This window comes from Aeromonas sp. s2 (assembly GCF_040907935.1).
GTDB lineage: Bacteria > Pseudomonadota > Gammaproteobacteria > Enterobacterales > Aeromonadaceae > Aeromonas > Aeromonas dhakensis.
Genome location: NZ_JBFOCR010000005.1, coordinates 104,116 through 124,536 on the forward strand (window position 1 = coordinate 104,116; position 20,421 = coordinate 124,536).

Genomic DNA, 20,421 nt, shown 5'->3' on the forward strand with positions numbered 1-20,421 from the left:
TCTGACACGTCAATAACAAGCGTGGAAGCAAACAATAATGACCGATCACTCCCAGGCCATGACGGCCAAATATCGCCAGGATTACCAGGCTCCGCTCTACTGGTGCGACAGCATCGACCTCGATTTCCAGCTGCAGGAGCCGCAGACCCGGGTCACCGCCATCTCGCGGCTGCGTCGCAACGGCGACCACAAGGAGCCGCTGGTGCTGGATGGCGAAGGGCTGGTCCTGCACGCCATCAGCGTGGACGGAGTTGCCTTTAGCCAGTACGAGCAGGGGGAGAGCAGCCTGACCCTGTTCAACCTGCCGGCAGAATGCGTGCTGACCATAGTCACCGACATCAACCCGGCCGCCAACACCGCGCTGGAAGGGCTCTACAAGTCCGGCGATGCCTACTGCACCCAGTGCGAGGCGGAGGGCTTTCGACGCATCACCTATTACATGGACAGGCCCGACATTCTGGCCCGCTACAGCACCCGCATCACCGCCGACAAGGCCAAGTATCCTTTCCTGCTCTCCAACGGCAACAAGGTTGACAGCGGCGATCTGGGTGACGGTCGCCACTTCGTGCAGTGGCAGGATCCCTTCCCCAAGCCGAGTTACCTGTTTGCGCTGGTGGCCGGGGACTTCGACGTGGAGCGCAGCCACTACACCACCAAGAGCGGCCGCAAGGTAGCCCTCGAGATCTTCGTCGACAAGGGCAACCTGGACCGCGCCGGTTTCGCCATGGAGAGCCTCATCAACTCCATGCGCTGGGACGAGCAGCGCTTCGGCCTCGAGTATGACCTCGACATCTACATGATCGTGGCGGTGGACTTCTTCAACATGGGCGCCATGGAGAACAAGGGGCTCAACATCTTCAACTCCAAGTTCGTGCTGGCCAACCCGGCTACCGCCACCGACAGCGACTACCACGGCATCGAGCGGGTGATCGGCCACGAATACTTCCACAACTGGACCGGCAACCGCGTCACTTGCCGCGACTGGTTCCAGCTCAGCCTGAAAGAGGGGCTGACGGTGTTCCGGGATCAGGAGTTCTCCTCCGATCTGGGCTCGCGCGGGGTCAATCGCATCAACAACGTGCGCACCGTGCGCGGCCCGCAGTTTGCCGAAGATGCCGGTCCCATGGCCCACCCCATCCGCCCGGATGTGGTGATCGAGATGAACAACTTCTACACCCTGACCGTTTACGAGAAGGGCTCGGAAGTGATCCGCATGCTGCACACCCTGCTGGGTGAAGATGCCTTCCTGGCGGGCATGCGCCTCTATTTCGAGCGCTTTGACGGTCAGGCGGTCACCTGCGATGACTTCGTGCAGGCGATGGAAGATGCCTCCGGGGTCGATCTCGGCCGCTTCCGCCGCTGGTACAGTCAGTCCGGCACCCCCGAGCTCACCGTGTCCGACGAGTACGATGCCGACAGCGGCGTCTATCGTCTGCATGTGAGCCAGCACACCCCGCCGACCCAGGATCAGCCGCAGAAACTGCCGCTGCATATCCCCCTCGACATCGAACTCTATGACGAGCAGGGGGCCATCATCCCGCTGCAGTACCAGGGCAAGGCCATCGGCAACGTGCTGGACGTGCTGGAAGCGGAGCAGACCTTCGTGTTCGACAAGGTATCGGTCAAGCCGGTGCCCTCCCTGCTGCGAGACTTCTCGGCGCCGGTCAAACTGCATTTTGACTACAGCGACGAGGCGTTAGCCTTCCTGATGCGCCATGCCCGCAACGAGTTTGCCCGTTGGGATGCGGCGCAGATGCTGATCAACAAGGCGGTGATCGACGGTGTGGCCCGGACTCAGCGAGGGCAGGGGGTTGATGTCTCCCGGACCCTGCTGGCGGCCTTTGTCGCCATCCTTGACGACGAGGGGCTCGACCCCGCCCTCAAGGCGGAGATCCTGGCGCTGCCGGGTGAAGCGACCCTGGCCGAGCTGTTCGAGGTGGCCGACATCGATGCCATCCATCAGGTGCGCAACGAGATCCAGACCTCGCTGGCCCAGGCCTTCGGGGCCCGTCTGGTGGCCTGCTACGAGAGTTTGCGCCTGCCGGCTTATCAGGTGGTGCACGCCGACATGGCCAAGCGGGCGCTCAAGGGGGTCGTGCTGGGCTATCTGGCGGCCCTCGACGCCGGCAGTGCCGATCTGCTGGTGCGCCAGCAATATGCGGCCGCCGACAACATGACCGACACCCTGGCGGCACTGCAGGTGGCCAACAGCCACCTGTTGCCGTGCCGTGCCGAGCTCTTGGCCGACTTCGAGGGCAAGTGGGCCAAGGACGGACTGGTGCTGGACAACTGGCTGCGGCTGGTGGGTGCCAAGCCGGCGGAAGATGTGCTGGAAGAGGTGAAGCAGGCGATGGCGCACCCCACCTTCAGCATTCGCAACCCGAACCGGCTGCGGGCGCTGGTGGGCAGCTTTGCCATGAACAACCAGGTGCAGTTCCATGCGCGCGATGGTCGCGGCTACCGCTTCCTGACCGATCTGCTGATCGAGCTCAACGAGGTCAATCCGCAGGTGGCCTCCCGCCTCATCACTCCGCTCATCCAGTTCAAGCGGCTCGATGAGGGGCGCAAGGCGTTGATCCGCACCGAGCTGACCCGTCTGGCCAACCTCGAGGGGCTGGCGCGGGATCTGTTCGAGAAGGTAAGCAAGGCGCTGCAGCAGTAAGCACGAGCGGGCGGGGGAGCCATCTCCCGCCCTTTACCGTGAGTCTTCAACCACGACCAGAGGAGTCATCGTGAAGCAGTTTACCTTTCGCCTCTCATTGAGCCATGACGAGGTCATGCTGATGTACCAGGGCCATGCCAAACGGCTGGTGGTGCGCAGCGAGCAGGGGCTGACCCTGGAACTGGGCATTGAGAAAATCCGGCCCTTCGTCGCCATCAGCGGGGTACATGGCTACTTTCGCCTCAAAACCCAGGACGATTATCGCTTTATCAGCCTCGAACGCATAAATTAACAAAACTCGAACATATTTCCGCGTAATTCACTGCTTTCAGTCATTATCTATCCGGTAAATCCGTAACCATCCAGTGGGATTTTCTGTTTTTTGCCAGAACGGCAAAATTTTTCACAGCTTAAGGCGTGATCTGCCCCTTGTTTTTAACAACTCATTATCACCTTTGCTCGCCTTCCTTGATCCAAGACATTACACTTCGCAGCAACTCTGTACCGGTGGGCATCCAGGGTGGATGTCTCTGTGTCGGTGGTTAATGTCGTCCGATAAGGAATATAGAAATGGCATTGAAAGACGCCCCTACCTCAGTTCTGCTCGAAAACGTTCTCAGCCTGATCCATCAGAAGTTGCCCAAGAAGAGTGCCTCCCTGGTCGAGTGCTTCGTCGCCAAGTTCTACGGCAACATGGCGAGCACCGATCTGCACGATCGCAATGACAGCGATCTCTATGGCGCCGCGCTCAGCCTGTGGAATGCGCTCAACCAGCGCACCAGCACAGAGCCCTATATCCGGGTCTACAATCCCGAGCTGACCCGCCACGGCTGGCAGTCTCCCCATACCATCGTCGAAATCATCCTGCAGGACTCTCCCTTCCTGGTGGATTCCATCCGCATGGCGCTCAAGCGCCGGGGCATCACGGCGCACATGATGCTGCACCAGCCGCTGCACCTCATTCGCGGCAGTGAAGGCAAGATCAGCGCCATTCTGGATCTGGACAACACGGCCGAACAGACCTCCGTCGAGACTGCCTTCCTCATCGAGATCGATCACCTCACCAGCGAGGAGCAGATGGAAGGGCTGACCGCCGAGCTCAACTCAGTGGCCGGTGAAGTGGCCCTGGCGGTCGGTGACTGGCAGCCCATGCTGGCGCGCCTGAACGAGATCATCGACGAGCTGCCCAAACGCAAACACCCGGTCAGCAAGGCCGAGGTGGACTCCTGCGTCGCCTTCCTCAAATGGGTGGCCGCTCACAACTTCACCCTGATGGGCTATCGTCGCTACGACGTCAAGGCGGTGGAGGGGGATCACGAGATCCTGCCACAGCCGGATTCGAGCCTGGGTCTGATGAAGAACTCCATCAAGGATGAGGGGCAGCGCCTGGGCACCATGCCGGCCAGTGCCCGTCACGCGGCCCTGAGCTCCTCCCTGCTGATCCTCACCAAGTCCAACAGCAAATCACGGGTGCATCGCCCGGCCTATGTGGACTACATCGGCATCAAGCGCTTCGACGAACATGGCAAGGTGGTAGGCGAAGATCGCTTCATCGGTCTGTATGCCTCCTCCATCTACAACACCAGCGCGACCCAGATCCCCCTCATCAGCCACCGCCTCGAGCGCATCATGGCCGCCTCCGGTCACGAGAAGGGTTCCCATGCCTACAAGGCGCTGCTGAACGTACTGGAAACCTACCCGCGTGATGAGCTGATCCAGGCTCGCGAAGAGGAGCTGCTGGCCACCGGTCTCGGGGTGCTGGAGATGCAGGAGCGCGACATGCTGCGCCTGTTCGTGCGCCGCGACGTCTACGGCCGCTTCTTCTCCTGCATGGTCTATGTCACCAAGGAGCGCTACAACACGGCGCTGCGGGTCAAGACCCAGCAGATCCTGCAGAAGTATTTCGGCAGCAGCGAAGAGGTGGAGTTCAACGTCTACTTCACCGAGGGCGTGCTGGCACGGACCCACTACATAGTGCGGGTCAACAACAACAACGTGGATGTGGATGTGAACGAAGTACAGAACAACCTGATTGAAGCGGCCCGCAGCTGGGATGACCGTCTGGACTCCGTGCTGCTCTCTCACTACGGTGAAGCCCGTGGCAACGAACTGCGCCGCCGTTTCAGCACCGCCTTCCCCCGTGCCTACAAGGAAGACGTGCTGCCGGGTTCCGCCGTGGCCGACATCATGGAGCTGGACAACCTGAGCGAGGCCAATCCGCTTGGCATGCTGTTCTACCGTGCCCAAGAGGAGGAGAACGATCGCCGGGTCCGCCTCAAGCTGTTCCACCGCACCGAACCCATCCACCTCTCCGACGTCTTGCCCATGCTGGAAAACATGGGGCTGCGGGTCATCGGCGAAACCCCGTATCAGGTGCGCACCCCGGCGGGCGACATCTTCTGGATCCTCGACTTCTCCATGCTGCTGCATGGGGAGCAGCCGTTCGATCTGGAGCAGAGCCAGCAACGCTTCCAGCAGGCTTTTGCGGCCATCTGGAACAAGCAACTGGAAGATGACGGCTTCAACCGGTTGGTGCTGGGCGCCGGCCTCACCGGTCGTCAGGTATCCGTGCTGCGCGCCTATGCCAAATACATGCGTCAGACCGGCGTCTCCTTCAGCCAGTCCTATATCGAAGAGACCCTGACCCGCTACCCGGATATCGCCCAGCTGCTGTTCACCCTGTTCGAACAGCGCCTGGATCCGGCCGGCAAGCAGGACGCCAAGGTACAGGCCAAGCTGCACGAGCAGCTCGCCGCCAAGCTCGATCAGGTTGCCAACCTGGACGACGATCGCATCATCCGCCGCTATGTGGAGATGATCGACGCCACCCTGCGCACCAACTACTACCAGCTGGACAAGGCGGGCAACATCAAGCCCTACGTCTCCTTCAAGCTGGCCCCCTCCAGCATCACCGACATGCCGTTGCCGCTGCCGAAGTTCGAGATCTTCGTCTACTCGCCGCGGGTGGAAGGGGTGCACCTGCGCTGGGGCAAGGTAGCCCGTGGCGGTCTGCGCTGGTCCGATCGCAAGGAGGACTTCCGTACCGAGGTGCTGGGTCTGGTAAAAGCCCAGCAGGTGAAGAACACCGTCATCGTGCCGGTGGGAGCCAAGGGCGGCTTCTACTGCAAACAGATGCCGGCGGGGGCGCCCCGTGCCGTCATCCAGGAGGAGGGCAAGGCCTGCTATCGCCTGTTCATTCGTGGCCTGCTGGACGTGACCGACAACATCATCGGTGGCGAGGTGATCCCGCCCAAATCCGTGGTGCGTCACGACGAGGACGACTACTACCTGGTGGTGGCCGCCGACAAGGGTACCGCGACCTTCTCCGACATCGCCAACGAGATAAGCCTCGAATACGGCCACTGGCTGGGCGATGCCTTTGCCTCCGGCGGCTCGGTCGGTTATGACCACAAGAAGATGGGCATTACCGCCCGTGGCGCTTGGGAGTCGGTCAAGCGCCATTTCCGTGAGATCGGCGTCAACTGCCAGACCACCGACTTCACCTGCGTCGGCATCGGTGACATGGCCGGTGACGTGTTTGGCAACGGCATGCTGCTCTCCGAGCACACCCAGCTGGTGGGCGCCTTCAACCACATGCACATCTTCGTCGACCCGACCCCCAATGCGGCCAAGAGCTTCGTCGAGCGCAAGCGCCTGTTCGAGCTGCCAGGCTCAAGCTGGGATGACTACAACCGGGAACTGATCTCGGCAGGGGGCGGCATCTTCCTGCGCTCGGCCAAGTCCATCAAGCTGAGCCCCGAAATGCAGACCCTGCTCGGCACCGACAAAGCCAGCATGGCCCCGAACGAGCTGATCAAGGCGCTGCTCTGCCTGAACGTCGATCTGCTGTGGAACGGCGGCATCGGTACCTATGTGAAGAGTGCCCGCGAGAGCGATGCCGAAGTGGGCGATCGCAGCAACGATGTGCTGCGGGTCAACGGCCGCGATCTGCGGGCCCGCATCGTGGGCGAGGGTGGCAACCTGGGCTTCACCCAGCTCGGCCGGGTGGAGTACGCCAGCCAGGGTGGTCGCATCAACACCGACTTCACCGACAACGTGGGCGGGGTGGATTGCTCCGACAACGAGGTGAACATCAAGATCCTGCTGAACCAGCTGGTGGCAGCAGGGGACCTGACTCTCAAGCAGCGCAACCAGATGCTCTACGAGATGACCGACGACGTGGCGCAGATTGTCATCACCAACGCCTATCGCCAGTCCCAGTCCATCTCGGTGACCAGTTTCCGCGGCGCCGAGCAGCTCAAGGAGCAGCAGCGCTTCATCCAGGGGCTGGAGCGCGAAGGCAAGCTGGACCGCGGCCTCGAGTTCCTCCCCTCCGACGAAGAGCTCTCCGAGCGGATGGCGGCAGGGCAGGGGCTGACCCGACCCGAGCTGGCGGTGCTGGTGGCCTACGGCAAGATGGTGCTCAAAGAGCAGCTCAATTGCCCGGAAGTGACCGACGAGCCCTTCCTCGCCAACATGTTGGTGACCAGCTTCCCGGCCAAACTGCAGCAGCAGTTCGGGGCGGCGTTGGCCCAGCATCCGCTGCGCGGCGAGATCATCGCGACCCGGGTGGCCAACATGCTGGTCAACGACATGGGGCTCAACTTCGCCAGCCGGATGAAGGACGAGACCGGTGCTTCGGTGGCGGAAGTGGCCTGCTGCTTCGCCATGGCGCGCGAGGTATTTGGCCTCAACCAGCTGTGGCGCGACATCGAAGGGTGTGACAACCTGGTGGACGCCCAGACCCAGCTCGAACTGATGTTCTACAGCCGTCGCATCGTGCGCCGTGCAACCCGCTGGTTCCTGCGCGCCCGCAACCGCAGCTGGAGCATCAGCGAGAACATCGCCTTCTTCCGTCCGGCCTTCGAGACGCTGGGTCAGCACCTCTACGAGGTGATGGACGAGAGCGAAGTGACCGAGCACCAGCAGGCTGTTGCCGCCCTGGTGGCCAAGCAGGTGCCACAAGCCATCGCCCGTCAGGTGGCCCACATGAGCAGCCTCTTCTCCAGCCTGGATCTGGCGCAGATTGCCGCGGAGCACAAGACCGACATCCTGCGCGCCGCCAACGTCTACTATCGCCTCGGCGCCAAGCTGGATCTGCACTGGTTCCTCGACCAGATCAATCATCAACCGGTGGGCAACCACTGGCAGGCGATGGCGCGGGCCTCCTTCCGCGAAGATCTGGACTGGCAGCAACGCAGTCTCACTTCCGTGGTACTGGAAGGGTGCAAAGATCAGGGAGAATGCGCTACCATACTGGCCGACTGGATTTCGGAGCATGAGCAACTCTTGTCCCGTTGGACCCACATGTTGGCCGACTTCAAGACCACCAGCACTCACGAGTTCGCCAAGTTCTCGGTGGCCTTGCGAGAGTTGAACCTGCTCCAGTTGAATTGCCGAACCTCGGCATAACCCCAAAAGCCCCGGCCAGTTGCCGGGGCTTTTTTTAAGGAGCAAACATGCTGTACCCTCTCGCCAGGCATTTCCTGTTCAAGCTCAATCCGGAACAGGCGCACGATCTCTCCATCAAATATTTGCCCCGCCTTCTCGGTACACCGCTCGATTGTTTCTTCCGCCACTCCCTGCCAAAACGCCCCGTCACCGTCATGGGGCTTTCTTTTGCCAATCCGGTGGGTCTGGCGGCCGGGCTCGACAAGGACGGTGAGTGCATCGATGCCTTCGGGGCCATGGGGTTCGGTTTTATCGAGGTCGGTACTGTCACCCCCAGACCCCAGAGCGGCAATGACAAACCCCGTCTGTTCCGGGTCATTCCGGCAGAGGGGATCATCAACCGGATGGGCTTCAACAACAAAGGGGTCGACCACCTGGTCGCTCAGGTCAAGCAGGCCAAATATCAGGGGGTGATCGGCATCAATATCGGCAAGAACAAGGACACCCCCATCGAGCAGGGCAAGGATGATTATCTGATCTGCATGGACAAGGTGTATGACCACGCCGGTTATATTGCCGTCAATATCTCTTCCCCCAATACCCCTGGGCTGCGTTCGCTGCAATATGGCGAGGCACTGGATGAGCTGTTGGCCGCCCTCAAGGTTCGTCAGCAGGAGCTGGCCGCGCAATATAAGAAGTACGTGCCGCTGGCCGTTAAAATTGCGCCGGATTTGACCCCGGATGAAATTAATCAAGTCGCCGCATCCTTGATAAAAAATGGCATCGATGGCGTGATTGCCACCAATACCACCCTCGAGCGCGACATGATTTATGACATGCCCCATGCCGGTGAAGCGGGGGGGCTCAGCGGTCGTCCTCTGCAGCACAAGAGTACCGAGGTGATCCGCCAGCTGGCCAAGGCGCTGGATGGTGCGCTGCCCATTATCGGGGTCGGCGGTATCGACAGTGCCATGGCGGCCCGCGAGAAGCTGGCTGCGGGTGCCAGTCTGGTCCAGATTTATAGCGGTTTTATTTATAAGGGCCCGGATCTGATCAAAGAGATTGTGACCCATATATAAGAAATAAATCGGTGCCCTTTATTTAAAGTTGCTGAAATTCTCGACATGGAATAAAGTCGAGTAACGACTTCCAGTAAGGGCACCTCCATGTGTATCCAACCCAATGACAATTGGCAGTGGCATTATGATGCTCATGACGATCGTCTGATGCTGGATTTATCCGACCGCATGATATTTGCCACCGAATATAAAGGGCGGCAATTGGTGCCTAGCTCCTTCACCACCCAGCCGTTTTGTGTGGATGATGCCGCGCTCTATTATCAGCTGATGGACAGGGTGGCAGAACTGGAGTGGAGCGTGCCCCATCAGGTGCAACTGGTCCTCAATGCCATCGCCGTCAGCCGCTTTTATAAACCCTTGATGCCACAAAGCTGGTTCTTTGGCGAAACCCATCCGGTTATCACTCCGGAAACCGGTGCACTGGTGTGCATGGGGACGCCTCATGGCAAGGGGGAGTTTCTGGTGATTGAAGCCGGTGATCAGGCCAGCGTCTGTTTGAACCTGACCGACGATCTGATATTGACCACCAGCAAGACACTGCCCCGGTTTGGCGTCATCAAGGTGATGAACAATCGCATGAGCCCAAGACCCGCGGCTCAGGCGCAATATCGCCAAGTCGGTTGATATATTCCCGCATAACGTTACCTGCCCTCTGAAGAGGGCAACTGACAATAGACTGCCAGTTGTCATCACTTTCATTTCCATTCTGAACCTGGTCTGAACGTTAACAAGGCCGAACGATATTTAATTTAATCGTTGACCGTTGTGGCCGGTGGAAATGTGAACTGTGCCACTTGAGGCTTTTCCATAAACTACGTAATCTCAAAATGCGAGTGTAATAATGTGCGTGTATCTGGTTGATACGTGTAAGTAGCATGATCAAGGAAATGACTCATGAAAATAAACAAGTATCTATTGGCCAGCAGTCTATTCCTTCTCCCCTTGACTACCTCGGCGGCAGAAGATTTGTCAGTTCTCATCTATGGAGCATCAATACACAGCGGGTGTGAGAAGGCCAAAGGGCCACACGGAAAGACTTGTGACTTCAACAATATCAACCCTGGTTTGGGCGTTGACTGGGTATTCTTGGGGGATCAGGATACCGGCAAGCTCTCATTGCGTGGTGGGGCTTATGAAGACTCTTATGAAAAATTGGCAGCATTTGCCGGCTTTATGTACCGCAAGGAGTGGTATTTGACCGAGAGCTTCTTTGCTGGTCTCGGGTTGCAGGCCGGCTATCTTGATGGCTCTGGCATGAATGGCTTCGCCGTGCTGCCCGTTGTCAGCCTGGGTTACAAGAATGTGGCATTGGAAATAGGATACGCTCCCAAGATGGACCACGTCCCCGGCAGAAAACATGCTGCAGTGACTTCATTTGGTTTGCGCTGGGCAATTTAAGGCAACCAGACCGATGACAGACCCGCATCAAGCGGGTCTTTTCATTTTACGTTATCTTGTTTGTCATCTGGATACCCGCTTGTCGCGGTCAATAGCGTCAAATACAGGAAGTTATTTTTTCATTCTGGCGCCAGTGAATAAAGACCAATAAAAATGCCCTCACGTCAATTCGAGGCGAGGGCGACAAACACACACTACAGGAGGAATAAGCTGTTGTATCAACAACACGGGACTATTCTAAAACCTGTAGTTTCTCTTGAAACCTGATAGATATGACAGGTGGGGCAATGTCGGCATAAACGGGGAGGGGATGTAAAAAAATAGCCCTCCCGTTTACGGACGATAACGGGAGGGCAAAGCACGGGGTTTACAGAAAGGACTTGCTCTGTCGTGAAGAATAATAACGATTTGAGTTTTGTTTGACTCCTGTCAGATGTGGCAATTTAGAAGAGGGAAAGGGGGAATATATATCCGGATAACGGATCAAGACTTGCTCGCAAAATAGCCGATGCTGCTTTTTGTGCCATCACTCGCATTGACGTTGCGTGTGCTGTCGTTACGGAGTCACTCGCTTGTCATCAATGTCACCATTACCGGCCTTCATCCTGCACAGGCGCAACCACAGCCTCAGGGTCAACTGCGCGCTCTTTATGCAGACATGCCCAAGCTTTTGCTGCTCCGGATCGCCGCTTAAGGTATAATGCGGCACTATTTTTATGGCTTCCCCGTGAGCGTGATGAAAGAATTTTTTGCAACCTGCCCCAAGGGGCTGGAAAACCTGTTGGCCGTCGAGCTGACCAATCTGGGTGCAGAGCAGGTCCGCGAGACCGTGGCCGGCGTCCATTTCTGCGGCGAGCTGGCCATCGGTTACAAGGCCTGTCTGTGGAGCCGTTTTGCCTCCCGCATCGTGCTGGTGCTCTCCGAGTTCCAGATGAACGACGATCTGGACCTCTATCTGGGCGCCCATACCATTCCCTGGGAAGAGCACTTCTCCGGCACCGCCACCATAGCGGTGGATTTCACCGGTACCAATGCCTCCATTCGCAACACCCAGTACGGCGCGCTCAAGATCAAGGACGCCATCGTCGATCGCTTCACCAAGCGTGGTCATGTGCGCCCGGACGTGGACAAGAAATCCCCGGACATTCGCATCATGGCCCATCTGGGCAAGGGCAAGGCCAATATCACGCTGGACTTGTCAGGCCCCGCGCTGCACCAGCGCTTCTATCGTCAGGGCACCGGTGAGGCACCGCTCAAAGAGAACCTGGCCGCGGCCATGATCGCCCGTAGCGGCTGGGCCGGTGAGCCCATGATGGACCCCATGTGCGGTTCCGGTACCCTGCTGATTGAAGCGGCCTTTATCGCCGCCGACATGGCGCCGGCCCTGCGCCGCGAGCGCTTCGGTTTCGATCGCTGGCTGCAACATGACAGCGAACTGTGGCAGAGCCTGATGATGGAGGCGCAAGTGCGCGCCAAACGCGGCATGCAGCGCTGCGAGGTGAAGCTGTTCGGTTGTGATGCCGACGCCCGCGTGCTGCTCAAAGCACGTGACAACGCCAAAGCCGCCGGCGTGGCCCATCTCATCACCTTCAAACAGGCCGATGCGACCGCCTTGGAAAACCCGCTGCCCATGGCGGCGGAAGGGGAGACCCGTCAGGTCGGCATGCTCATTTCCAACCCGCCCTATGGCGAGCGTCTCGGCGAGTTCCCGGCGCTGCTGGAAGTGCACCAGGCCCTTGGCGATGCCCTGCGTCGCAGCTTCCAGGGGTGGAAAGTCTCGATCCTTTCTGCCTCCCCCGAGCTGCTCAGCTGTCTGCGCCTGCGCGCCGACAAGCAATATCGCCTGTTCAACGGGGCGCTCGAGTGTCAGCTGCGCAACTACCAGATCGCGCTGGACTCCGTGGCCTCCCAAAAAGAGGTGGCGCAGGACTTTGCCAACCGTCTGCGCAAGAATCTGAAGGCCCTCGAGAAGTGGGCGAAGAAAGAGAACCTAGACTGCTACCGTCTCTACGACGCCGATCTGCCGGAGTACAACGCCGCCATCGACCGCTATCAGGACTACCTGGTGGTGCAGGAGTACGCGGCGCCCAAGGACATTCCCGCCCAGAAGACCCGTCAGCGCCTGCTCGACATGGTACAGGCCGCCATCAAGGTGACCGGCATGGATGGCGAGAAGGTGATCCTGAAGGTGCGCGAGCGTCAGGAAGGCAAACAGCAGTACCAGAAGCTCTCCGAAGAGCAGCACCGGATGGAGGTGCAGGAGTACGGTGCCCGTCTGTGGGTCAACCTCTACGACTATCTCGACACCGGCCTGTTCCTCGACCACCGTCAGACCCGCCGCATGCTGGGCGAGATGGCCCGTGGCAAGCGCTTCCTGAATCTCTTTGCCTACACCGGCAGTGCCACCGTGCACGCGGGTCTGGGCGGTGCCAGCGAAACCACCACGGTTGACATGTCGCGCACCTACCTGAACTGGGCACAGGACAACATGCGCCTCAACTCGCTGGTGGGCCGCGAACACAAGTTCGTGCAGGCGGACTGCCTGAAGTGGCTCTCCGAGGCGGACGAGCAGTACGACCTCATCTTCATCGATCCGCCCACCTTCTCCAACTCCAAGCGGATGGACGAGAGCTTCGACGTACAGCGCGATCACCTGTTGCTGATGCAGCACCTCAAGCGTCTGCTGGCCGCTGGTGGCACCCTGGTGTTCTCCAACAACAAGCGCCACTTCAAGATGGATCTGGCCGGTCTCGAGGCCATCGGTCTCAAGGCCCAGAACATCACCGGCAAGACCCGGCCGAAGGATTTCGAGCGCAACCAGCATATCCACAACTGCTGGATCATCACCCATGCCGAGGCCCAGGGCAGATGCTGACTCTGTTTCACACCGACGGTTGCCACCTGTGCGAACAGGCGTGGGGGCTGGTGGAGCAGGCCGGCCTTGCCGGCAGGACCCGCCGCTGCGACATCCTGGATGACGCCGACTGGCTCGAGGCCTACCGGGTGCGCATTCCGGTCGTGCGCGACGAGGCCGGGCGTGAACTGGGTTGGCCCTTTACCCTGGCGGAGCTGCAAGCGTGGCTTGCCGCCCGGGAGTAGTGGGCGATTTGACGATGAAACGGGGGGAGACTCAGTCTGCCGCCCGTTTTTTCATTAGCAAGAAGGAACAAGAATGGCTCTTTTGACATTGCACGGCGCTTCCCTGTCGTTCAGTGATTTTCCGCTGCTCGACCAGGCCGAGCTCACCATCGAGCGGGGCGAGCGCCTCTGTCTGGTGGGGCGCAACGGGGCGGGCAAGTCCACCCTGATGAAGGTGATCGCCGGCGAACTGCCGCTGGATGACGGCCGTCTGGTGCTGCAGCAAGACTTGAAGGTGACCCGCCTCGAGCAGGATCCCCCCGCCTCGAGCGAGCTCACCGTGTTTGACTACGCCGCCGAAGGGCTGGCCGGGGTAGGGGAGCTGCTCAAGCAGTATCACCATATCTCCATGGAGCTGGCACACGATGCCTCCGATGCCAACATTCGCAAGATGAGCCAGCTGCAGGAGCAGCTCGACTACCAGAATGGTTGGCAGTTCGAGACCCGCATCAACCAGGTGCTGACCCTACTCGGTCTGGATCCCGACGTGACCCTCGACAGCCTCTCCGGCGGCTGGCTGCGCAAGGTAGCCCTGGCTCGCGCGCTGGCCTGCGATCCGGATCTGCTGCTGCTGGACGAGCCGACCAACCACCTGGACATCGATGCCATCAACTGGCTGGAAGAGTTTCTCAAGGATTTTCGCGGCGCCATCGTCTTCATCTCCCACGACCGGGAGTTCATCCACAAGCTGGCGACCCGGATCATCGATCTGGATCGCGGCGTGATCACCTCCTGGCCCGGCAACTACGACGAGTACCTGCAGGGCAAGGAGGAGTGGTTGCGGGTCGAGGAGCTGAAAAATGCCGAGTTCGATCGCAAGCTGGCCCAGGAAGAGGTGTGGGTGCGCCAGGGGATCAAGGCCCGCCGTACCCGCAACGAGGGACGAGTGCGAGCCCTCAAGGCGATGCGCATGGAGCGGACCCAGCGCCGTGAGCTGCAGGGCAAGGCCAAGCTGCAGCTGGACGAGGCGGGCCGCTCCGGCAAGCTGGTATTTGAAAGTGAAGGCTTGGGTCTCGACTTTGGCGATCGCACCCTGTTTCAGGGGCTGGATCTGCAGGTGTTGCGTGGCGACAAGATTGCGCTGGTCGGCCCCAACGGCTGTGGCAAGTCGACCCTGATCAAGCTGCTGCTCGGCCAGCTTGAGGCAACTCGCGGCTCGGTGCGGCAGGGCACCAACCTGGAAGTGGCTTACTTCGATCAGTACCGCGAACAGCTCGACCCCGAGAAGACGGTGGTGGACAACGTGGGCGAAGGCAAGCAGGAGGTGATGGTGCGCGGCCGCTCCCGTCACATCCTCGGCTACCTGCAGGACTTCCTGTTTGAGCCAAAACGGGCACGCACCCCGGTGAAAGCCTTGTCAGGGGGCGAAAAAAACCGTTTACTGTTGGCCAAATTGTTCTTGAAGCCCAGTAATTTACTGATCCTCGATGAACCAACCAACGACCTGGATGTCGAAACGCTGGAACTGCTGGAAGAGCTGCTGGCGGACTATCCCGGTACCCTGCTGCTGGTGAGCCACGATCGTCGTTTCATCGACAATACCGTGACCGGTTGCTGGTTGTTTGAAGGGGATGGGCGGATCAGTGATTATGTGGGGGGCTATGCCGACATGATGGCCACCCGTGCCCAGCAGCAGTCTCAGCTGGCCGCACAGCCGGCGGCGAAGCAGCCCCAGAGCAAGGCGCCAGAGCCTGTCGTGACGCAGGCGACGGTCGCGGCAAAACAGAAGAAACTCTCTTACAAGTTGCAGCTGGAGCTGGATAATCTGCCAGCCCGGCTGGAACAGCTGGAGGCGGAGCTGGATGCCCTGCAGACGGAGATCAACCACCCCGGTTTCTTCTCCCTGCCTGCGGAGCAAACCCAGACCAAACTGGATGCCCTGAATGCCGCAGAGGCGGCATTGGAACAAGCCTTCTCCCGCTGGGAGGAGTTGGAAGCGTTGAAACATCAGGACTAAGGAAGTAGATGAAAAAGCAATTATCCATGTTGGCCATTCTGGTCAGCGCCAGCCTGAATGCCCAGGCGGCACAAAGTCCCTTTTTCACCATTGTCGATGCGTCCGACAAGGGTTACGCCAGCGGGATCAGCGGCGACGGCAACGGGCTCATCGGGATCAACACCAAGAACAACATGGCCGAGCACTTCTCGACCGTGCGCTTCGCCGACTTCCTGGTTGACCGCTTCCGCTTCGAGCAGGGCTGCATGCTCTCCAACTCGGTCTGCAACTCCTTCTGGAACGACAACAGCAACTTCGCCTACCAGTGGCGTCGTGACTTCCTCGATGGTGTCGACCAGCGCAACAACGTAGGTTACGTGCAGCTGGGCGAGACCGACGGTCTGGTGACCGCGCTGGGTGACGTACCCGGCACCCGGGCGGGCTACAAGATGAATGGCAAGGTGCGTACCGCCTTTGCCGTGGTCGAGGAGGGCAACCCCGTCGAGCTGAAGGATGGCGCCGGCACTCACAGCCTGAGCGTGCCGACCAGCATCAAGAAGCTGGACAATGGCCAGTATCTGGTGACCGGTACCGCTGCCACCGGCAAGAACATCGCCGTCAACTCCGAAACCTACAACTGGTGCTTTGCCGGCAACGACGGCCAGTACGGTGACTACCGTTACTGCCCGGGCCTCAACACCCAGGCGAGCTTCTGGCTGGTCAACAGTACCGGTACCTTCAACAAGCTGCTGCAGGCCAACGAGTATGCCCGGGGCCGCAACGAAGTGGTGCAGACCGCTTCCGCGCTCGGCGTGGGCAAATTCAACGGCACGCTGTATGGGGTAGGGTACTCCTCCACCGGCGAGATCGGCACCAACTACCTGGATGGCCGCAACCTGGCCGCCTACTGGACACTGGATCTGGATGGCAGCAAGGTAGGGACCACCCAGATCATCCCGCTGGCCGAAGGCGAGCCCGGCAAGGATGACGCCAAGCTGCAACACAGCTGGGCCGTGGGGGTCAATGACAACGGTTATGTGGTCGGCAACCAGCTCTATCGTATCAACAAGGGCCAGAACCGCCCGGTGGAGATGTTCGTGTTCAACCTGAATACGCCGACCACCAACGCCGTGGTCTCCCTGCAGGACAAGCCGCTCAGCGGCTCCGGCTCGGAAGCGGCCGCCATCAACAACCACAACATGGTGGTTGGCTGGCGTGATTCCCGCCATCAGACCCAGCCCGTGGTCAACGGCACCAACCGCATGCAGGAAGGCTTCCTGCTCAACGCGGCGACCGGCAACAACTGGTACCTGAACGATCTCATCTGTGGTCTGGATGATGCGGGTGCCAAGCAGTGTGCCCAGAACGGTTACTACTATCACATCGCCTATGCCAGCGGCATCAGCGAGAATGGGACTGTGGCCGCGACCGCCTATCGCTACAACAGCGAGAGCGATCTGAACAACCGCACCAACGCTACCGTGGTCAGCGTCAAGCTGGCACCGGTCGTGACCGACTACAAGAACAACGATCCGGCCGGTTATGTGGTCGCCAACGCACCGGTCAACAACCAGACCGGTCAGGATGGCGGCAGCGGTGGTGGTAGCCTGTTCTGGTTGACTCTGCTGGCCCTGCCATTCGCCTGGTTGCGCCGTTTCCAGCGCTAAAAAGTTGTGTCACTAAAAATTAATGCGGTTCAGTGTCTTGTGTCACAATGACCGGATAGCATGAAATTTTTTGTTTGACCCTGCCAACCCCCTGGGGTAAAGATGAAAGCGACCGATGAAAAATTGGTCGCTTTTTTTGTTCCACGGAAGAGGGTCGTAGATGATGAAGAGACAAAAACGGGACCGTCTGGAAAGAGCTCGTGCTCGTGGTTATCAGGCTGGCGTGGTCGGCAAACAGAAAGAAGCGTGTCCGTATCAATGCCTGGATGCACGTGGGCACTGGCTTGGTGGTTGGCGTGATGCCATGGAAGGGCGGGGCTCAGGCCTCTTCATGAAGTAGTCGGTACTTCATCACACATTGCAAAAAGGAAAGGGGCCATGGCGGCCCCTTTACGTTGTGCGGTCTGACCAGGTGGCCAGTCAGCTCATCAGAATGCGGTGGTGTCCTTGAACAGGCCCACTTTCAGGTCGGTGGCGCTGTAGATGGGGCGACCATCCACTTCCACCACGCCATCGGCAATTCCCATCACCAACTTGCGATTGATGACGCGCTTGAAGGTGATCTTGTAGGTTACTTTCTTGGCAGTCGGCAGGATCTGACCGGTGAATTTCACCTCGCCAACCCCCAGTGCACGGCCTTTGCCGGGGCCGCCTTTCCAGCCGAGGAAGAAACCAACCAGCTGCCACATGGCATCCAGACCGAGACAGCCAGGCATGACGGGGTCACCCGGGAAGTGGCAATCGAAGAACCAGAGATCCGGTGTGATATCGAGTTCTGCCAGGATCTCGCCTTTACCGTGCTCACCACCATGGTCATTGATCTTGACGATGCGATCCATCATCAACATGTTGGGGGCGGGCAGCTGGCTGTTGCCCTCACCAAACAGCTCGCCACGGCTGCAGGCGAGCAGCTCTTCACGGGTAAACGAGTCTTTGCCTTGTTCACACAGGGAAAGGCGGGCATCAATGGTGGAATTGTCTACGGTCACGCTGGTTATCCTTAAAATGGGTCAAAGCGGGGCCAATTTAGCGTACAGATGTTCGCTAAACAACTCCGATCACTTCGTTTATACCCCGAACAGCCTGCCAAACAGGCGGCGCAGCACGCCCCCCTTGACGGCCTCGGTGCCGTTGAGCTCATCCAGGCGCTGCTGGATGCGGCCAAACAGGGTATCCGGCATGTCCGGCTCACCTGCAACACAACCAGTCAGCAGCTCGATGGCCTCTTCCACATGATCCACCGGGTGGATATGGAACTGGCCGGCCTCTACTGCCGCGATCACTTCATCAGAGAGGTTGAGCTGCTGGGCGTTGGTACCGGGCAGCAGGATCCCCTGTTTGCCGGTGAGGCCGTGGATCTTGCACACCCGGAAGAAGCCCTCGATCTTCTCGTTGACGCCGCCGACGGCCTGCACGTTGCCAAACTGGTCGACCGCGCCGGTAACCGCAAAGTGCTGGTAGATAGGCTGGCGGGCGAGGGCGGAGAGCAGGGCACATAGACCGGTCAGAGACGCGCTGTCACCATCGATTTCATGGTAGGACTGTTCGAACACCAGGTTGGCCGACAGCGGGGAGGGATTCTCGGCACCAAATTTGTTGGAGAGATAACCGTGAATGATCATCATCGCCTTGGCGTGGATATGACCTGCCAGCTCCGCCTTGCGCTCGATGTCCGCCACATCACCATCCCCCAGATGCACGGTGGCGGTGAGGCGCACCGGCTCGCCGAAATCATAGGGGTGCCCTGAGACCTGAATGACGGAGAGACCGTTGATCTGACCCACTTCCTCACCATCGGTCTGCAGCAGGATCTGGCCGTCGATGACCCCCTGATCGGACTGCTCGACCAGGTAGTTGAGCCGATAATCCTGCTCTTCCAGTGCTCCGCGGATGTGCTCGTCGGTGACGACGTCCGCTTCCAGCTCACGTGCCAGGCTGTCGGCCATGCGCATGATGGCTGAGAGCTGCACCTCGGAGAGGGAGAGCCACTCCTGATGATCACAGAGCCGGCTGGCATGGCGGCAGAGGGCGGCGAGGGCGGTCGGCGTGAAGTCCAGCAGGTTCCAGCGCTCGCGCAGCCAGGCCAGATATTGCAGATAGTCAGGCAGATCCTCTTCGATGTTCACCTCGGAGACCAGGTCTGCACGCAGGAAAATGCGCTCCGACATGTCTCTGTCCAGCATCTGGAATTCGGCCACATCGAGCCGGTCACCGACCAGGATCAGCTTGAGCTTGATGGGGGTGGCTTCTGGGGTAAAGAAGGGGGTGAGGGTCTTGCCTTCCTGATAGGCGTTCCAGTCCAGCTCGCCTTTTTGCATCGCGTTCTTGAGCTTGAACCAGAGATGGGGCTGATCCAGCAACTCATCCAGCTGCAGGATCAGGTAGCCACCGTTGGCCTGACGCAGCAGGCCAGGTTCCAGCAGGTGCTGGTTGGCATAGACGGAACCTTGCTCGGTCTGGTAGTTGATGGAGCCGAACAGGGTGTCCCAGTTGAGATCGCGGCCATACACCACGGGGGCTTCCTGCTCCTCATGGTGGATCAGCAGGTTGATGAGGACCGGGTGCTGAAATTCGAGCCCTTGTGCCACATGGGCGGCCAGATCGGAGAGGAAATCATCGATCTTGGGATCGTTGTTCTGCTTGCGCATGATGCGGGTGACCAGACGCTCGGCATCCAGATGGTGGCTCATCAACTTGAGCAGTTCACCGACCATTTCACAAAACTCGATGCCGGTACCGGGTTGCAGGCGCAGCCAGATGGGTTTGAACGGATTGTTCAGGTTTTCCGTGTAGCAGAGATCGAACAGGTCGCCATCCTTGCCATTGGAGGCGGCGATCAGCGTCTGGCAGACATCTTCATAGTCGACCCCGGGGAAACCGTTGAGCAGCATGACCGGGCAGTCGCCATCAAAACTGGCGAGACGCTTGATGCCGGAGATGGCCCTGGGTTGCAGCGCGGCAAACGGAATGGGTTCGAGCTCGCTGAGGGCAGGAAACTGTTCAATCGCAAAAGCAGGTTTTAATTGTTCTGATGTTAATTCAGCCACTTAAGACATCCGGTCGGAGATAGGATCAATTGTTGCCATTATACACAGTTCAATAAGTGGTAACAGGAAACAAGATATAGAATTTAACATAATATACATTATG

The 20,421-nt window shown here is 59.4% G+C and carries 13 protein-coding genes; 11 read left to right on the plus strand and 2 right to left on the minus strand.

The window, feature by feature from the left end; all coding sequences use genetic code 11:
• The first annotated feature begins 37 nt into the window (after positions 1-37).
• The 11 genes from pepN to rmf all read left to right on the plus strand — a co-directional run bounded on the left by pepN (position 38) and on the right by rmf (position 17,611).
• A complete protein-coding gene (pepN, locus tag AB5Y81_RS02015) occupies positions 38-2,662 on the plus strand; it encodes an aminopeptidase N (RefSeq protein ID WP_139725520.1) in 2,625 nt (874 codons plus the stop codon).
• Between the two features lie 70 nt (positions 2,663-2,732).
• A complete protein-coding gene (locus AB5Y81_RS02020; RefSeq protein WP_005300804.1) occupies positions 2,733-2,954 on the plus strand; it encodes a DUF2835 domain-containing protein in 222 nt (73 codons plus the stop codon).
• 278 nt (positions 2,955-3,232) lie between these two features.
• Positions 3,233-8,074 carry an NAD-glutamate dehydrogenase gene (locus tag AB5Y81_RS02025; protein WP_368146529.1) on the plus strand — a complete coding sequence of 1,614 codons (4,842 nt, stop codon included), beginning with the start codon at positions 3,233-3,235 and terminating at the stop codon, positions 8,072-8,074.
• 47 nt (positions 8,075-8,121) lie between these two features.
• A complete protein-coding gene (pyrD, locus tag AB5Y81_RS02030) occupies positions 8,122-9,132 on the plus strand; it encodes a quinone-dependent dihydroorotate dehydrogenase (protein ID WP_017780106.1) in 1,011 nt (336 codons plus the stop codon).
• An 87-nt stretch (positions 9,133-9,219) separates the two neighbouring features.
• On the plus strand, positions 9,220-9,756 hold the full coding sequence (locus tag AB5Y81_RS02035) for a cell division protein ZapC (protein ID WP_010634013.1): 537 nt from the start codon (positions 9,220-9,222) through the stop codon (positions 9,754-9,756).
• A 270-nt stretch (positions 9,757-10,026) separates the two neighbouring features.
• A complete protein-coding gene (locus AB5Y81_RS02040; protein WP_124249443.1) occupies positions 10,027-10,530 on the plus strand; it encodes a hypothetical protein in 504 nt (167 codons plus the stop codon).
• A gap of 700 nt (positions 10,531-11,230) precedes the next feature.
• The gene (gene rlmKL / locus AB5Y81_RS02045) at positions 11,231-13,405 is read left to right on the plus strand and encodes a bifunctional 23S rRNA (guanine(2069)-N(7))-methyltransferase RlmK/23S rRNA (guanine(2445)-N(2))-methyltransferase RlmL (RefSeq protein WP_279484365.1); all 2,175 of its coding nucleotides are present in this window, start codon (positions 11,231-11,233) and stop codon (positions 13,403-13,405) included.
• Entirely contained in the window at positions 13,399-13,629 is a 231-nt protein-coding gene (locus AB5Y81_RS02050) for a glutaredoxin family protein (protein ID WP_017780103.1), read from the plus strand. The genes rlmKL and AB5Y81_RS02050 overlap by 7 nt, the downstream gene beginning before the upstream one ends.
• A 73-nt stretch (positions 13,630-13,702) precedes the next feature.
• Entirely contained in the window at positions 13,703-15,625 is a 1,923-nt protein-coding gene (locus tag AB5Y81_RS02055; RefSeq protein WP_117403747.1) for an ABC transporter ATP-binding protein, read from the plus strand.
• A gap of 8 nt (positions 15,626-15,633) precedes the next feature.
• On the plus strand, positions 15,634-17,271 hold the full coding sequence (locus AB5Y81_RS02060; protein WP_017780101.1) for a DUF3466 family protein: 1,638 nt from the start codon (positions 15,634-15,636) through the stop codon (positions 17,269-17,271).
• A 163-nt stretch (positions 17,272-17,434) separates the two neighbouring features.
• Positions 17,435-17,611, plus strand: coding sequence for a ribosome modulation factor (gene rmf / locus AB5Y81_RS02065; RefSeq protein WP_010674759.1), 177 nt, complete (start codon positions 17,435-17,437; stop codon positions 17,609-17,611).
• Between the two features lie 88 nt (positions 17,612-17,699).
• On the opposite strand, the gene fabA is transcribed toward rmf, so the two are convergent.
• Positions 17,700-18,260: a 3-hydroxyacyl-[acyl-carrier-protein] dehydratase FabA gene (fabA, locus tag AB5Y81_RS02070; RefSeq protein WP_005300828.1), complete on the minus strand. Its 561-nt coding sequence runs from the start codon at positions 18,258-18,260 to the stop codon at positions 17,700-17,702.
• A gap of 78 nt (positions 18,261-18,338) precedes the next feature.
• On the minus strand, positions 18,339-20,318 hold the full coding sequence (locus tag AB5Y81_RS02075) for a Lon protease family protein (protein WP_017779050.1): 1,980 nt from the start codon (positions 20,316-20,318) through the stop codon (positions 18,339-18,341).
• Positions 20,319-20,421 lie beyond the last annotated feature (103 nt).

What these genes read in the sequence shown, in the direction of transcription:
- rmf (WP_010674759.1), top strand. Translation starts at nt 17,435, where the DNA reads ATGAAGAGACAAAAACGGGACCGTCTGGAAAGAGCTCGTGCTCGTGGT.
- rlmKL (WP_279484365.1), top strand. Translation starts at nt 11,231, where the DNA reads ATGCGGCACTATTTTTATGGCTTCCCCGTGAGCGTGATGAAAGAATTT.
- AB5Y81_RS02025 (WP_368146529.1), top strand. Translation starts at nt 3,233, where the DNA reads ATGGCATTGAAAGACGCCCCTACCTCAGTTCTGCTCGAAAACGTTCTC.
- AB5Y81_RS02040 (WP_124249443.1), top strand. Translation starts at nt 10,027, where the DNA reads ATGAAAATAAACAAGTATCTATTGGCCAGCAGTCTATTCCTTCTCCCC.
- AB5Y81_RS02035 (WP_010634013.1), top strand. Translation starts at nt 9,220, where the DNA reads ATGTGTATCCAACCCAATGACAATTGGCAGTGGCATTATGATGCTCAT.
- pyrD (WP_017780106.1), top strand. Translation starts at nt 8,122, where the DNA reads ATGCTGTACCCTCTCGCCAGGCATTTCCTGTTCAAGCTCAATCCGGAA.
- pepN (WP_139725520.1), top strand. Translation starts at nt 38, where the DNA reads ATGACCGATCACTCCCAGGCCATGACGGCCAAATATCGCCAGGATTAC.
- AB5Y81_RS02060 (WP_017780101.1), top strand. Translation starts at nt 15,634, where the DNA reads ATGAAAAAGCAATTATCCATGTTGGCCATTCTGGTCAGCGCCAGCCTG.
- AB5Y81_RS02055 (WP_117403747.1), top strand. Translation starts at nt 13,703, where the DNA reads ATGGCTCTTTTGACATTGCACGGCGCTTCCCTGTCGTTCAGTGATTTT.
- AB5Y81_RS02050 (WP_017780103.1), top strand. Translation starts at nt 13,399, where the DNA reads ATGCTGACTCTGTTTCACACCGACGGTTGCCACCTGTGCGAACAGGCG.